The organism is Flavobacterium flabelliforme, assembly GCF_017948675.1.
In the GTDB taxonomy this organism is placed as follows: Bacteria; Bacteroidota; Bacteroidia; order Flavobacteriales; family Flavobacteriaceae; genus Flavobacterium; species Flavobacterium pygoscelis.
Map to the genome: position 1 here is coordinate 96023 of NZ_JAGFBU010000001.1, position 16555 is coordinate 112577.

Below are 16555 nucleotides of genomic sequence, written 5' to 3' on the forward strand. Positions count from 1 at the left end.
TGATTATTTAGAGCAAAATATGACAAATGTCATACATCTTAACAAATGTTAAATAAATGTGAAGATAAACAAATATTTTAAATTTACACTTACTTCTTTCTCGAGTAGTAGTTACTCATTACCGTTACAAAACTCACAATAGTTATAGTACTGAGCGGCATTATAATAGCTGCAACTAGAGGCAATAAGTTTCCTGTAACAGCAAACGTTAGCCCAACCACATTGTACAGTAAAGACAAAGTAAAACTCATCTTAATGGTGGTTATAGAATTTTTTGAAAATTTCAGGAAATAATTTAATTTTTGAAATTCATTCGCATCTAAAATCGCATCACAAGCAGGAGAAAAAACATTTACATTCTCAGAAATAGAAATACCAATATCACTTTGCGCTAAAGCTCCAGCATCATTTAGACCGTCACCTACCATCATAACGTTATTTCCTTTTTCTTGTAAATTTTTTATAAATTCTAATTTTTGTTCCGGTTTTTGATTAAAAATCAACTCCGTTCCTTTAGGCAATAATCGTTCTAGAACAGAACGCTCGCCTTCATTATCGCCAGACAGAACTTTAATTTTATATTGTTTACTCAAAGTCTGAAAAAGCTCTTCTAAACCTTCTCTGTATTGATTATTGAAAATAAATTTTCCGAAATAAATCCCATCAATTTTTATATGTACAGCTGTTTGTTGAATAGAAGAGTCCTCTAGTTTTTCGACAAAACTCGCAGAACCAATTAAGATCGTATACCCAAAAATTTGAGACTTAATTCCTTTTCCAGTAATCTCCTCAAAATACTCAACTTTCATTTTTTTAGTAAGTGTAGCAGATATATTTTCTAAAATAGGAAGCGGCAAATAATCATATAACATTCTGCTTAACGGATGATTTGAAGCTCTAAGAACATTTTTTATTAGCAGCAATTCTTCATCTGAAAGTGTCGTTCCTTCATACGAAATATTCGATTTTTTATTTGTTGTAATTGTCCCTGTTTTATCAAAAACTATGGTATCAACTTTAGCTAATTGCTCAATAACTAAAGCATTTTTTAAATAAAATTTTTGCTTACCAAGGATCCTCAATACGTTTCCAAAAGTAAATGGAGCCGTCAATGCCAATGCACAAGGACAAGCAACGATAAGCACTGCGGTAAAGACATTGAATGCTGTAGTAGCATCGATAAAAATCCAATAAGTAAAGGAAACAAAAGCAATCAATAATAATATTGGTGTAAAATAATGCGAAATATTATCAGTAATCGTTTTGTGTTTTTGCTCTACATTTTTTTGAAAAACATCATTGCTCCACAACTGAGTCAGATAACTTTGGGAAACTGAATGCAGTACTTCCATTTCGATCACTTTTCCTATTTGTTTTCCTCCAGCAAATACTTTGTCACCTGATTTTTTAGTAATGGCTACGGCTTCCCCTGTGACAAAACTGTAGTCAATTTCAGCTTGCTCAGAAATCAGAATTCCATCAACAGGAATTAGTTCTTGATTCCTAATTAGCAATCGATCGCCTTTTAAAACTTCGTAAATCGGCACACTTTCTTCTGAAGTATCTGCATTAATTTTAGTAATTGCAATTGGGAAATAAGACTTAAAATCACGCTCAAAACTTAAAAAACTATACGTTTTAATTTGAAACATTTTTCCTAAAAGCATAAAGAAGATCAGCCCAGTTAGACTATCAAAGAAACCAGGTCCATAGTCCATAATGATATCAAAAGCACTGCGAATAAACATCACTACAATTCCTAAAGCAATAGGAATATCAATGTTAAGCATTTTTGTTTTAATACTTTTATAGGCAGAAACATAATAACCGTTGGCAGAATAAATAAAACTTGGCATAGCCAAAGCAAAAATTAACCATCTAAAAAAACCACGATAGTGATCGAGCCAAAATTCTTTTACTTCAAAATATTCCGGAAATGATAGTAACATTATATTACCAAAACAAAAGAAAGCAACACCTAACTTGTAAGTTAAACTTCTGTCGACATTATTAGCCCCTGTTTCGTAATTTTCTAAGCTAATATAAGGTTCATATCCTATGGAACTCAATAAATAAACAATGTTTTTGATCGAAACCAACTCAGGATTATAGGTTATTCTAACCTTCTTTTCTGGAAAATTAACCTGAGAAGTGCTTATGCCTTTTTGAAGACGCTGTAGATTTTCCAAAATCCAAATACACGAGCTACAATGTATATGTGGAATGTTAAGTGAAATAATAGCGGTCGAATTCTCTTGAAATTCCAAAAGTTTGGATACAATACTCTCATTATCTAAAAAATCATATTTGCCGCTAATATCTTGCGGAGTTGCTCCAGGTGATTTTTCGAAATCATAATAACACGTCATATCATTGAGACTAAAGATTTCATAAACAGTTTTACAACCGTTACAACAGAAATTTTTAGCATCAAAAATAATTTCGTCTTCTTTTACAATATCTAAACCACAATGGAAACAGTTTTGTGTGTCCATAACTTTGCTCATTTTACCTGCCACAAAGGTTACGAAATTGATTCCGTTAAAAAATGATATTTGTCATATAAATGTCTAAATTTGCGCTGTTAAACACCCCAGTTATACTATGAGTAAATGTGAACAATGTATCGTTAGAGAATTTAGCTCCTTAAAGGCACTAACCAAAGACGAATTACTTAAAATTTCGGATTGCAAGACTACCCATGTTATAAAGAAAGGGGACGTTATATTTGAAGAAGGAGAAAATGTAAATGGTATTTATTGCATTAAAGATGGTATTTGCAAACTAACTAAACTTAGTGCAAATGGAAAAGATCATATTGTAAAATTAGTAAGTAAAGGAGAGTTATTGGGTCAACGCTCTATGATTAGTGAAGAACCGGTAAATCTAAGTGCTGTTGCCTTAGAAGATATGCATGTTTGTTTTATTCCAAAAACAGAAGTAATGGGTTTCTTTGACAAAAACAATCAGTTTTCTATGAATGTTATGAAATCAATTTGTGGCGATTTGAAAGACGCAGATGATCACATGGTAAACATAGCTCAAAAAACAGTCAAAGAAAGATTAGCAGAAGTACTGCTTTACCTTCATGATACTTTTGGCAAAAATGAAGATAATTCTTTAAAAGTTCAACTTTCTAGAGACGAATTAGCTAGTATGATTGGTACGGCAACTGAAAGCTGTATTCGCTTACTATCTGATTTTAATAAATTAGAGCTTATAGAATTAACAGGTAAAAAAATAGTCTTAAAAGATATTAACAAATTAAAAAAAATAAGTAGAACTGTTTAATTTACTCTTTTCTATCCATAGTGAAATAATAAACTGGAATTCCTAGTGCTACTATAAATAATCCAAGTCCCGTATTAAAAGTATCATAAATCAATAAAGTCATACATATTCCTATTGTTACTACTATATAAAGTGCTGGAATTACAGGATAGCCAAATGCTTTATAAGGTCTAGGGGTATTTGGTTCTTTTTTTCTAAGAATGAAAACACCTAGAATTGTTAAAATATAAAATAACAAGGAAGCAAAAGTAGCGTAAGTTAATAAATCACCAAACTTACCTGAAATACATAATACACAAGCCCAAATACATTGTACCCATAAAGCTTTTGCAGGAACTTGATTTTTATTAAGTTGAGTAGCTTGCTTAAAAAAAAGCCCATCTTTTGCCATTGCAAAAAACAATCTTCCGCCTGAAAGGATTAATCCGCTATTGCAACCAAAAGTTGAAACCATAATTAATCCTGCCATTACAAAAACACCTATATTACCCATAATCATACTTGCAGCAGCTGCACCAACTCTATCATTACTAGCAAACATAATTCCGCTACTGCTTATATTGGCAACACCCGGAGCTCCTTGCATCGGCAATAAAGCCAAATAAGCTAGATTGGCCAAAACATAAATAACGGTAACTATTAAAGTTCCTAAAAATAAACTTCTAGGAATATTTTTTTTAGGTTCTTTAATTTCTCCTGCAATAAATGTCACATTATTCCATGCATCACTAGAAAAAAGAGAATTAATTATTGTAGCTCCAGCAGCTCCTAACAGCGCCATTCCTGCAAGTTTGGTTACCGTAATAGTTCCATCTGCATTAACAACTGTTTTACTAGCCTCCCACATATTGGTAAAGTTATCCGATAAAACAGATGTTTGTAAACCTACATACAAACCTAAAAGTATTAAGGCAAACAGAGCAATTAATTTTGCAGAAGTAAAAACCAATTGAACTCTTTTACCACTTTCTACTCCTTTTGTATTAATAAATGTTAAGAGTACAATACTAAAAACCGCTAAAACTTTTTGGTAAGAAATAATAAAATTGCCTCCTATAGTAATAAGAGTTTTATCTAAAACAGGAAAGAAAATTGCTGCATAATTAGCAAACGTCACAGCAATAGCCGCAATTACTCCTGTTTGAATTACTGTAAAAACAGTCCATCCGTAAAGAAAAGAAACGAGTCTTCCGTAAGCACGCTGAATGTAGACAAATTGTCCTCCTGCATTTGGCATCATTCCAGCTAATTCGCCATAACTCAACGCCGCAGCAACTGTTATTAATCCGGTCACTATCCAAATTACTAATAACCAAGCAGCAGATCCAATATCTCTCGCCATCGCTGAAGTAACAATAAAAATCCCAGAACCTATCATTGATCCTGCAACTAAACTCGTGGCATCTATTAATCCTAAAGAACGTTTTAATTCAGTTTTATTTTCTGGCATTGATCTGTTTAATTATGAATAGTATAATGGTTTAATTTATCCGTTAAATTCTGAAAAATATAAATTATTAGCTTCTTCCCAAAATTTGAATAATTGAAAATCACAGATTTTCAATTCCTATTTTTTAGGAAGTCACTTTGCTTCTTCCCAAAATTTGAATATTTGAAAATCACAGATTTTTAATTCCTATTTTTTAGGAAGTCGCTTTGCTTCTTCCCAAAATTTGAATATTTGAAAATCACAGATTTTTAATTCCTATTTTTTAGGAAGTCGCTTTGCTTCTTCCCAAAATTTGAATATTTGAAAATCACAGATTTTCAATTCCTATTTTTTAGGAAGACGCTTTGCTTCTTCCCAAAAAACATCCATTTCAGCCAAAGTCATGTCCATTAGTGGTTTTCCTAATTCTTCTGCTTTACTTTCTAAGTACTGAAATCTTTTTATAAACTTTTTATTAGTGCGCTCTAATGCATCTTCTGGATTTACTTTAAGAAATCTAGCGTAATTAATCATCGAAAATAAAACATCACCAAATTCTGCTTCAATTTTATCTTGATCACCAGCATCAACCTCAACTTGTAATTCAGCTAATTCTTCTTGCACTTTATCCCAAACCTGATGTGATTCTTCCCAATCAAATCCAACTCCTTTCACTTTATCTTGAATCCTACTTGCTTTAACTAATGCAGGTAAACTTTTAGGAACACCTTCTAAAACTGATTTTTTACCTTCTTTTAGCTTTAGTTTTTCCCAATTTTGTTTTACTTCTTCTTCATCTTTCACAACTACATCACTGTAAATGTGTGGATGACGATGAATTAATTTCTCACAGATTTCATTACATACATCCGCTATATCAAAGTCGTTTGTTTCACTTCCAATTTTAGAATAAAAAACCAAATGCAGCAAGACATCTCCTAACTCTTTTTTTACCTCGTTTAAATCATTATCTAAAATTGCATCACCTAATTCGTAAGTTTCTTCAATAGTAAGATGACGTAAGCTTTGCATAGTTTGCTTTTTATCCCACGGACATTTTGCACGCAAATCATCCATGATGTCTAATAATCTTCCGAAAGCTTCTAATTGAGTTTGTCTTGAATTCATGAGAAATATTTTTGGTAAAAATAAAAAAATCCTGTTCAGAAATAGAACTGAACAGGATTAAATATCATTTTAAAGTAAAATTACTCTTTTGTAGCTTTTTGTTTCTTTGGTGAAACTTTAGCCTCTGCAACTGGGGCTTCCTCTAATTCAGCAACTGCTTCTTCATCAACTGCAGGAACTACTACTGTATCAATAATTAATCCTTTTGCTTGAAGCATGTTGTACCAATTCAAAACTTTTTTAATATCTGATGGATACACTCTTTCTTCATCATAATCAGGCAAAATTTCTTTAAAGTAAGTCGTTAAAGTTGTATTGTCCTCTTTATGAGAAATCGCTTGTCCTTTATTTTCTTTATCCGCAATTTTTTGCATAATTTCAGATAATGGCTTTTCACCTTCGTAAGTGTAAATAGAAATTTCAGATAATAAACTTACATTACTTTTCAAATTCACAGTGATTTTTTTTCCATCCACTAATGATTCTGCTACAAACCCAGTACGAGTTTGAACTTGCAATACATATAAACCTGGTTTCCCAGAAATTGCTAATATTTTTTCTAAATTCATTTTTTTTGTAATTATTATTAAGAATTTGACTTATTATTTTTTTTGTTTATAACCAAGAATCGTACCAATAGAAGCTTACTCTTTTTTTACCTTCCTTTTTTACCAAAAAATTTCATTCGGTAATCTTGAAATGTTTTTCCTTCCAAAATATTTTTTAATTTCTTTTGAATCAAACGTTTTTTTAATGTAGAGATTTTATCTGTAAACAAAATTCCTTCGATATGATCGTATTCGTGTTGAATTACTCTAGCAATTAAACCATCAAATACTTCAGTTTTCATAACAAAATCCTCTTCACAATATTCAATCGTAATAGTTGGATTTCTATAAACATCTTCTCTTACATCAGGAATGCTTAAACATCCTTCATTAAAACTCCATTCTAAACCTTCTTCTTTAATCATTTTTGCATTGATAAAAGTTTTCTTAAAGCCTTGAAGTTTTTTTTGTGCCGCATTATCTAGTTCTTCATCATCACTAAAAGGAGTTGTGTCTATTACAAATAAACGAAGTGCTAAACCGATCTGAGGTGCTGCAAGTCCAACACCATAAGCATTGTACATCGTCTCGTACATATTAGCTATAATCTCTTTTAAATTTGGATGTTCTGGTGAAACTATTTCTCCTGTTTTTCTTAAAACTGGATCACCATATCCTATAATCGGTACAATCATTCGTGTTGTATTAAATATTATCTGACAAAATAAGCGAATATGCTTTTTATTCAGTTTGCAAAAATAGCAAAAAAATAGACAATGAATAATCATCTATTAATTATTACCTAATATTAACAATTTGAGACAAAAGATTTGGGTTAATCCTTTGTATAATTCATACAAATCTTACCTTTGTTATAACACGATGCTATGTTATACAAAATTCAAAAATTTACAGACAGTACCTATTTTACAAATGCTATGAAAGTAACAATAGCTGCTGTAATTCCTGTGATAGTATTCACTTATTTAGGAAAATTCGGAATGGGCTTTGCAATGGCAATTGGTGCTTTTTTTACTTATCCTAGCGACATTCCTAGTAGCTTAAAACATAAAATAAAAGGTATTGTTTTTACTGCTTTTTTAGTAGCTAGCATTAATTTGATTATCAATATTGTACATCCTTACCCTTGGATTTTTTATCCTTTTTTAACTTTACTCATCTTCTTGTTGTCGATGATTTCTGTTTATGGTCAAAGAGGTACGATGGTTTCGTTTTCTGGTCTAGTTACCGTATCCTTAGCTTTCTCAAATATTTCAACTGGTTGGGCAATGATAGAACATGCTGGTCTAATTTTAGCTGGTGGTTTATTTTACCTCATAGTTTCTCTTGTATTTCATTATATCAGACCCCACCGCTACATTGAACTACAAATTGCAGAATGTATCAAATTATCTTCTAAATATTTAAAACTGCGCGGTGATTTGTGGAATACAAATACGGACAAAAAATTGATAATAGAAAAACAATTACACCTTCAGGTTGAATTGAATACTATTCATCAAAACATAAGAGAATTTATCATCAGCAACTCTACCGTAAATGGATCGTCCAATCAAAACCGCAAAATGTTACTGGTTTTTATATCTTTGGTAGAAATACTTGAACTATCCTTATCTACATCATTTGACCACGAAAAATTACATAAAAAGTTTGATGATCAGCCTGAACTCTTACTTACCTATCAAAAATTAGCCTATAATCTTGCGGCTAGTTTAAAAAAACTATCAAAAAGTGTCAAGAAAAGAAAAGTATATGTTTCGAAATATAACTTATTGAAGGATCTGAATGCGCTACAACACGCAATCACAATCTATGAGAAAGATTTAGGAAAAATAGCAGCTTCAGAAGGCGTTTTAATGCTAACTACGATGCTACAATATGCAGAAAAACAAGTCGAAAAAATAAAAATTATCGAAAGAGCTTTTTCTCTCACCTCAAACAAACTTGATTTTAAAGGAATTGACAAGGATTTAGAAAAATTCTTAACTCCACAATATTATCCGCTGAGTACTTTGACCCAAAATCTAAGCTTCTCCTCTACTATCTTTAGACATTCCTTACGGCTTACTATTACCTTAATGTTTGGATTTATTTTGGGTATATTTTTACCTTTTCAAAATGTATATTGGATTTTATTGACGATAATTGTAATTCTAAGACCAAGTTATGGTTTAACAAAAGAACGCTCTTTTCAACGATTAATAGGTACAATTCTTGGCGGATTGATTGCATTTGGCATCCTGTATATTGTAAAAGAAAATTTCGTCATCAGTATACTAGCTATAATTTGTATTCTTTTGGGTTTTAGTTTTACTCAAATAAATTATAGAGTTAGCGCCACTTTTGTGACTATGTATGTAGTATTTGTATATGGTATACTAACCCCAAACATTAGCGACTTGGTGCAGTATAGAATACTAGATACTCTTGTAGGTGCGGCATTAGCTTTCTTAGCTAATCACTTTTTATGGCCATCCTGGGAATTTTTAAACATCCCAAACCATTTAGAAAAAGCGATAAAAGCAAATCAACAGTACCTTAAACAAATTGCTATTTTCTATAACGAAAAAGGAAGTCTTTCTACCGCCTACCGATTAGCTCGAAAAAATGCCTTTATAGAAGTGGGGAATTTAATGGCGTCTTTTCAAAGAATGTCACAGGAACCAAAATCAAAACAAAAACAATTACCGCAAGTTTACAAATTAGCAGTGCTAAATCATTCCTTATTATCATCGTTAGCATCGATGGGAACTTACATACAGTCTCATAAGACCACTACTGCCTCTAAAACTTTTAACATCGTTATAGATACAGTTTCTAAAAGTCTAGAATACGCCATTTCTATTTTAAAAGAAAATAATTTAGACAGTTCAGAAAATATTCCGCAGGAAGAATTAGCAATGCATTTTATAGAATTAAAGAAAATTCAAGAAAATGAAATGAAAAAAGGAATTCCAAATGATGATGAAGAAGAAGATTTTCAGTTAAAAATGCAAGAAGCACAATTAGTTATTGAACAGCTCGTCTGGCTCAATAATTTATCTGAAAACATTGTAAAAACAATAAAAATTCTAAAAACTAGTTAAATAATAAAAGGCATTAAAATTTAGATATAGTAAGATCTAATTTTAATGCCTTTTTAAATATTTTTTAAACCCTACTCATTTTTTAATTTCAAAACAGAAGCGGTTTCTTTTCTAATTTCCAATAGTAATTCCGGATTATCGTTTAATTTTTGTCCAAAAGAGGGAATCATCGTTTTTAATTTTTCTTGCCATTCTGGAGTTTGAAATTGCTCTTTAAAACATCTTCCTATCAAATCAATCATTATTGATACCGCTGTTGAAGCGCCAGGCGAAGCCCCTAATAATACGGATAAAGAGCCATCATCTGTAGTGATAACTTCTGTACCAAACTCAAGGATACCGCCTTCTTTTTCATCTTTCTTTATTACTTGTACTCTTTGTCCAGCTCTTTCTAAAACCCAATCTTTAGATTTCGCAGTAGGAACATATTCTTTCAAAGCATCAATTCTATCCTTAGGCGATTGTCGAACTTGTTCTATCAAATATCGAGTAAGCGGAATGTTTTTGATCCCAGCAGCGATCATAGGAATGATATTATCTGTCTTTATGGATAAAGGCAAATCGGAGTAGGAACCATTTTTTAAAAATCGAGTAGAAAAACCTGCAAAAGGACCAAATAACAAAGCTTTTTCACCATTTATCATACGAGAATCAATGTGAGGAACAGACATTGGTGGTGCACCAACACTTGCTTTTCCATAAACTTTTGCTTGATGTTTAGCGATTACTTCAGGATTAATACATTTTAGCCATTGTCCACTTACAGGAAAACCACCATACCCTTTTCCTTCGGGAACATCTGCTTTTTCTAATAATGGTAAAGATCCGCCGCCTGCACCAATAAAAACAAACTTAGAAAAGACTTTTTGTTTTTGTCCCGTCGCTAAATCAGTAATTTTTATTCTCCAAACCTTATCTTCAAGTTGTTTCAGCTTTTTAACTTCATGGTGAAAGTGAATAGTTACACCTTCTAATTTAGTTAAATAGCCAAAAATATTTCTAGTTAATTCTCCAAAATTCACATCAGTACCCAAAGCCATTGATGTAGCAGCTACTTTCTCAGAATTCTTTCGACCTTCCATTACTAAAGGCATCCATTCTTTTAATTGAGAAAAGTCAGTACTGAATACCATATCTTTAAAAAGTGGATTCGGCTTTAAAGCTTCAAATCTTTTTTGCAAATATTCGACATTTTTATCGCCCCAAACGAAACTCATGTGAGGAATGCTTTTTATAAAATTTTCGGGTGATGAAACTTTATTTTCTTGAACTAAATAAGCCCAAAATTGTCGCGAAATTTCAAAAGATTCAGCTATACTGATTGCTTTCTTGGCACTAATACTTTTATCTTCGTTTTCTGGCGTGTAATTTAACTCGCAAAAAGCAGAATGACCTGTACCAGCATTATTCCAAGCATCTGAACTTTCAGCCGCCGCAATATCCAATCGCTCGTAAATTTCAATTTTTAAATCGGGTTGTAATTCTTTTAGGATCAATCCTAATGTTGCACTCATAATCCCCGCCCCTATAAGAACTACGTCACTATTTGTGCTTATGGTTTTATCTGACATAACAAAAATTTAAAGTGCAAAGATACTTTATATATGTAAAAATAAAGTAACAATTTAATGTTAAAAAGTAAAAAAATGCTGGATAAATTTAGAACCAAAAAAAAAAAAGCAACTTATTAAAATCTTTTTTGAGTCAAATAATCTTGAAGCATTATTGTAGCCGAAATTTCATCTATCAATGCTTTATTTTGGCGTTGTTTTTTTTTCATGCCATTATCAATCATCGATTGAAAAGCCATTTTAGAGGTAAATCGTTCATCTACTCTAACCACTTTCATATCGGGAAAATGATTGGTAAAATGTGTTACAAATCCTTTAATCATAGAGGCGCTTTCAGAAGGCATACCGTTCATTTGCTTAGGCTCTCCAATAAGCACAGCCTCAACTTTTTCTTTAGAAAAATACTCTTTTAAAAAGGCAATAGCTGTAGCACTCGGAATTGTTGTTAATCCAGAAGCAATAATCTGCATTTCGTCAGTAACCGCGATTCCAGTTCGTTTTTGTCCGTAATCTATAGAAAGAATTCTAGCCATTTGCTATTTGTTTATTGGCAAAGATAAGTAAAGCTTTCAGATTTATTAATACCTACCTACAAGTGCAAGCATTACTAGGGATTTCACTTCAAACGTAATTCTGTTAATCTAACAAAAACATTTAATATGTTACTATTGCAAAAAGCATCAAGTTTTCTAAAAAATCCATTTATATTTGTACAAAAATTTCAAAAAAATGAATCCATTACAAACAATCATAGAACAAGCTTGGGAAAACCGTGCTTTGTTACAAGAAAAAGAAACAACTGATGCAATTAGATCAGTTATTGAGCTACTAGATACTGGAAAGTTGCGTGTTGCTGAACCTGTTGCCGAAGGATGGCAAGTAAACGAATGGGTAAAAAAAGCGGTAGTAATGTATTTCCCTATTCAAAAAATGGAAACTTGGGAATCTGGTATTTTTGAGTACCATGATAAAATGTTACTAAAAAGAGGTTACGCTGAAAAAGGAATTCGTGTTGTACCAAATGCTGTTGCTCGTTATGGCTCTTATATCTCTAGCGGTGTTATTTTGATGCCAAGCTACGTAAATATTGGTGCTTATGTTGACGAAGGAACTATGGTAGATACCTGGGCTACAGTAGGAAGTTGTGCGCAAATTGGAAAAAACGTACACTTAAGTGGTGGTGTAGGAATTGGTGGTGTTCTTGAACCCTTACAAGCTGCTCCTGTTATTATTGAAGATGGCGCTTTTATTGGATCTCGTTGTATCGTTGTCGAAGGTGTTCATGTTGGTAAAGAAGCAGTTCTTGGCGCTAATGTTTGCCTTACAGCATCTACAAAAATCATTGATGTAACTGGCGAAGAACCTATTGAAATGAAAGGTTTTGTTCCTGCTCGTTCAGTAGTTATTCCTGGAAGTTATACAAAAAAATTTGCTGCTGGAGAGTTTCAAGTACCATGTGCCTTAATTATCGGAACTCGTAAACCTTCTACTGATTTAAAAACATCATTAAATAATGCGTTGCGCGAATATGACGTTGCAGTATAATAATTTCTAATAAAAATCTACAAATTTACCAATGCAAAATTATCTTCAAAGTGTAAAACTTTTTTTCAAACGTTTTTTAGTAGTACTTTTTGTTTATCAAATTTGTAGGTTTTTATTTTACTTCTTTAATCGCAATGCTTTTGAAAGGATCTCTTTTAAAGGATTTTTAGGCGGCATTCATTTTGACTTATCGGCAATTGCTTACATCAATCTGATCTTTGCCGTATTGCACCTTTTACCGGGGAATTTTAAATACAGACCTAATTATCAAAAAGGATTAAAAATCGCCTTCTTTACTGTAAACTTAATTTTCATATTAACCAATTTTGTTGATTTCGAATATTATAAATTTACAGGAAGACGCAGTACATTTGGAATGATTACAGCAACTGGAATGGAAAATGAGATTGGTGGATTACTCTTTTCATTTTTAGTTGAATTCTGGTATTTGCCTTTATTAGCAATTGTTTTGGCCTTACTTTTTTGGAAAGCAATTCCTAATTTAAAAATGGTTACTGAAACAAGTTCAAGCAAACTTCAATCGTTAAAACAAAGTGGATTATTCCTTTTATTCTTAGCCACTGTATTTGTAATAGGACGTGGTGGTTTTCAAAAAAAACCATTAAAAATCGTTGATGCTGTTAATTACGGCTCTATCAATCAGTCCGCAATTGTACTGAATACCCCTTTTTGTATCTTAAAAACAATCGGTAAAAAGGAAACATTAGAATCTCCTAAGTTCTATTCCGAAAAAGAATTAAATACTATATTCAATCCGATTACAGTAACTAAAACTTCGGGGAAACCAACTAAAAAAAATGTTGTCATTTTAATCTTAGAAAGCTTTGGTAGAGAAAATTTACAATGCGGACAAACACCTTTTTTAGATTCCTTAATAGAAAAATCAATGTTTTTTGAAAACGGTTTTGCCAATGGTAAACTTTCTATAGATGCTGTTCCTTCTACGTTATCAAGCGTTCCTAGTTTGATGAATAATTCGCTGATTACTTCAAGTTATGCCATTAATGAAGTATATGGTTTGCCCAAAATAATGAAGGATAACGGTTATCAAACCTCCTTTTTTCATGGTGCATTTAATGGAAGCCAAAATTTTGACCAATACTGTAAAGTGGCTGGTTTTGATGCTTATTATGGAAAAGATCAATATGAAGGACCTGAATCTTTTGATGGAAGATGGGGAATTTTTGACGAAGAGTTTTTACAATATTTTTCTAGAAAATTATCACAATTCAAACAACCATTTTTCACCACTTTATTTACAATTTCATCACACAATCCTTATATAATTCCAGAAAAATATAAAGGAAAATTCCCAAAAGGAAATACAAAAATTCAGGAAAGTATAGCTTATTCTGATTTTGCTTTAAAGCTCTTTTTTGAAACTGCTTCTAAACAAGATTGGTATAAAAACACTTTATTTGTAATAGTAGCCGATCATACTTCTTCAGAACCCAAACAAGCAAAATTTAAAACTAATGTTGGGAAATTTAGAATCCCTATTTTATTTTTTGATCCTTCCAATCCTAATTTAGTTGGAAAAAACAGTAAAAATTTGCAGCAAATAGATGTAATGCCTTCCATATTAGAATATCTAAATATCGATGCTAAGATGGTTACTTTTGGAAAATCATATCAATCTGATAAAGATTTTGTGGTTTATTATTTGGACAATATCTATCACTATATTTCAGGAGATTTCTACTTGGCTTTTGATGGAAAAAAATCATTGGGACTTTACAATTTCAAAAATGATGAATTATTAAAAAATAATTTATTAAAAACCAATCCAGCAAAAGCAGCGGAAATGGAACGATTTATCAAAGCGTATGTTCAGAGTTTTAACGAACGTATAATAAAAAATAAACTTACATTAAAAAAATAAATCAATGATGAAAATTTTAGTGATTCAACACAAAATGATTGGTGACGTTTTAGTAAGTAGCATTATCTGTAATAATTTACGAAAAGCCTATCCTAATGCTCAGATTGATTATTTGGTAAATGACAATACCGTTGCAGTTTTAAAAGGAAATCCCAACATTAGCAACCTTATTATTTTTGATAAAAAAGCGCAAAATAGTTTTTTTGAATTGATCAAATTTGCTTTTCAAATCCGAAAAAACAAATATGACATTGTTGTTGATGCTTATTCAAAATTACAAAGCTGGATCATTACATTGCTCTCTGGTGCTAAACAAAAAATATCTTATCAAAAAACGGGAAGGACATTTTTATACGATTACAACATTCCGCTGGCAAAAAATCCATCATCCAATTTTGGCTTAGCCATTGAACGGAGATTATCATTACTTTCTCCGTTGAATTTAACTATATCTATTGATCCTTTTCCAAAAGTATTTCTTGACCAGGAGGAAATAAAGTTCGCTACTGCTCTTTTTGAGCAACATAAAATAGATGAATCTCGAAAAACCGTAATGGTGAGTTTGCTAGGGAGCGAAAAACTTAAGACTTATCCGCCGCAGTATATGGCTGCTATTCTAGATTCTGTAAGTGACTCGTTCCAGATAAATATTGTATTTAATTATTTTCCTAGCCAAATTGAGGAAGCCAGAATTATATATAATTACTGCGCTACAAAAACTCAAAAAAACATTTATTTCGATCTTTTAGGAGCTGACTTAAGACAATATATAGCTATAATGAGTAAATGTGATGTTATTATAGGAAACGACGGTGGTGCAATAAATCTAGCCAAAGCGTTAGGAAAACCTTCCTTTATTATTTTTTCTCCCTGGATCGAAAAGAAAATTTGGGCAACTTTTGAAGACGGTATTCATCATACTTCAATTCATCTTAAAGATGTTTTGCCGGCACTTTTTTCTGAAAAAACAGAAAAAGAATCAAAAGAGAATGCTATTTCTTTATATGAGAATTTGAAACCTGAGTTTGTAATAAAAAAGATGATTCCTTTTTTAAAGCAGCATCTTTTACCTTAATCACGAATTGAGGATTAAATAATAATTTATGATACTTTTTATTTGACACTAAAGTAAAATTTCATTATTTTTTATAAAAACTTCAATTTAGTGAGTAAAATAATTTCTACAGAAAAAATAGTTTTAAATTAAAATCATTTTTTCCAAAACTGGAATTGTTTTTTCAATCTTTTTTTTCTCAAAAACTTTTCTTGAAAATCGCTTGTCATTGTCCAAAGTGTTTCAAAAACAGATTTTTCCGATTCTCCAGATACTTTTGCATATTCATTACTCATAATGACAATCATATCCTTGCGAGGCGTAAGACGTCTTAGATTATTCATGCGCATTTCAAAAGACATTGATTCATGAAACTTCATTCTATTTAGGTCAACTAAATAAAAGGAATATTTGCCGTCTCCATTATTTTTAATTAAGGTATTTCCTGGCGAATGATCCATAAACTCAATTCCATTTTGATGTAAATCATAAGAAAAACGAGTAAATTGTCTTAAAATATTTTCTGCATCAGGATAATCCGTTTCGACTAATTCTCTGTAGGTCAAATCACAATCTAAATGTTCGGAAACATAATAACTTTCATTTAATCCTAAGGCATCAAAATTCTCGAAATAAGCAATTGGACTTGGAGTTCCTATTCCTTTTTCTAATAAAATGGTAGCATATTCAAAAGAGCGTTTGGCTTTGGATTTTCTAAAATATTTATAGGCGATTTTATTAATTAAATTGGGCTTTTTAAAAGATTTTATATTTAAAATTAAATCTTCTACTTTAAAAAGTTTGATGTTATTTCTATTCCCAACAACAAAATTTTCTCCTGAAGTTTCAAAATATTTAATGCAATTGTCAATTAAATTATCAAATTTTAAAAAATTTTTGTGGTATTTAGAATGCATAAATAAATATTTTAATTCAAAAGTATATATTATCTTTTACTAATCAAATTTAATAGTTAATT

Annotated in this window: 13 protein-coding genes; 5 read left to right on the forward strand and 8 right to left on the reverse strand. The window is 31.2% G+C overall.

Annotation, left to right across the window (positions count from 1 at the left end):
- Nucleotides 1–89: 89 nt before the first annotated feature.
- A complete protein-coding gene (locus J3S90_RS00440; RefSeq protein ID WP_210643959.1) occupies nt 90–2495 on the reverse strand; it encodes a heavy metal translocating P-type ATPase in 2406 nt (801 codons plus the stop codon).
- A gap of 109 nt (nt 2496–2604) precedes the next feature.
- On the opposite strand from J3S90_RS00440, the gene J3S90_RS00445 reads away from it, so the two are divergent.
- The gene (locus tag J3S90_RS00445; RefSeq protein WP_188049810.1) at nt 2605–3291 is read left to right on the forward strand and encodes a Crp/Fnr family transcriptional regulator; all 687 of its coding nucleotides are present in this window, start codon (nt 2605–2607) and stop codon (nt 3289–3291) included.
- 1 nt (nt 3292) lies between these two features.
- Here J3S90_RS00445 and J3S90_RS00450 read toward each other — a convergent pair whose 3' ends face one another.
- The 4 genes from J3S90_RS00450 to def all read right to left on the reverse strand — a co-directional run bounded on the left by J3S90_RS00450 (nt 3293) and on the right by def (nt 7091).
- A complete protein-coding gene (locus tag J3S90_RS00450) occupies nt 3293–4741 on the reverse strand; it encodes an APC family permease (RefSeq protein ID WP_210643961.1) in 1449 nt (482 codons plus the stop codon).
- A 324-nt stretch (nt 4742–5065) separates the two neighbouring features.
- Nucleotides 5066–5848, reverse strand: a complete 783-nt coding sequence (mazG, locus tag J3S90_RS00455) for a nucleoside triphosphate pyrophosphohydrolase (protein WP_210643963.1) — start codon at nt 5846–5848, stop codon at nt 5066–5068.
- Nucleotides 5849–5928: 80 nt separating this feature from the next.
- Entirely contained in the window at nt 5929–6417 is a 489-nt protein-coding gene (locus J3S90_RS00460) for a DUF5606 family protein (protein ID WP_210643965.1), read from the reverse strand.
- 86 nt (nt 6418–6503) lie between these two features.
- A complete protein-coding gene (gene def / locus J3S90_RS00465; RefSeq protein ID WP_210643967.1) occupies nt 6504–7091 on the reverse strand; it encodes a peptide deformylase in 588 nt (195 codons plus the stop codon).
- A 192-nt stretch (nt 7092–7283) separates the two neighbouring features.
- Between def and J3S90_RS00470 the strand changes: the two genes are divergently transcribed.
- On the forward strand, nt 7284–9503 hold the full coding sequence (locus tag J3S90_RS00470) for an FUSC family protein (protein ID WP_210643969.1): 2220 nt from the start codon (nt 7284–7286) through the stop codon (nt 9501–9503).
- A 71-nt stretch (nt 9504–9574) separates the two neighbouring features.
- On the opposite strand, the gene J3S90_RS00475 is transcribed toward J3S90_RS00470, so the two are convergent.
- Nucleotides 9575–11074: a malate:quinone oxidoreductase gene (locus tag J3S90_RS00475; RefSeq protein ID WP_210643970.1), complete on the reverse strand. Its 1500-nt coding sequence runs from the start codon at nt 11072–11074 to the stop codon at nt 9575–9577.
- 116 nt (nt 11075–11190) lie between these two features.
- On the reverse strand, nt 11191–11607 hold the full coding sequence (ruvX, locus tag J3S90_RS00480) for a Holliday junction resolvase RuvX (RefSeq protein WP_188049803.1): 417 nt from the start codon (nt 11605–11607) through the stop codon (nt 11191–11193).
- Between the two features lie 196 nt (nt 11608–11803).
- Here ruvX and J3S90_RS00485 point away from each other — a divergent pair, with 196 nt between their 5' ends.
- Genes J3S90_RS00485 through J3S90_RS00495 form a run of 3 tightly spaced genes read left to right on the forward strand, consistent with a single transcriptional unit; the run spans nt 11804 to nt 15597 of the window.
- Nucleotides 11804–12619 carry a 2,3,4,5-tetrahydropyridine-2,6-dicarboxylate N-succinyltransferase gene (locus J3S90_RS00485; protein WP_210643972.1) on the forward strand — a complete coding sequence of 272 codons (816 nt, stop codon included), beginning with the start codon at nt 11804–11806 and terminating at the stop codon, nt 12617–12619.
- Nucleotides 12620–12650: 31 nt separating this feature from the next.
- Nucleotides 12651–14522: an LTA synthase family protein gene (locus J3S90_RS00490; protein WP_210643974.1), complete on the forward strand. Its 1872-nt coding sequence runs from the start codon at nt 12651–12653 to the stop codon at nt 14520–14522.
- Nucleotides 14523–14526: 4 nt separating this feature from the next.
- Nucleotides 14527–15597, forward strand: coding sequence for a glycosyltransferase family 9 protein (locus tag J3S90_RS00495; RefSeq protein WP_236023862.1), 1071 nt, complete (start codon nt 14527–14529; stop codon nt 15595–15597).
- A gap of 134 nt (nt 15598–15731) precedes the next feature.
- Here the strand turns inward: J3S90_RS00495 and J3S90_RS00500 are convergent, their stop codons facing one another.
- Entirely contained in the window at nt 15732–16493 is a 762-nt protein-coding gene (locus J3S90_RS00500) for a lipopolysaccharide kinase InaA family protein (RefSeq protein ID WP_210643976.1), read from the reverse strand.
- Nucleotides 16494–16555: the final 62 nt, after the last annotated feature.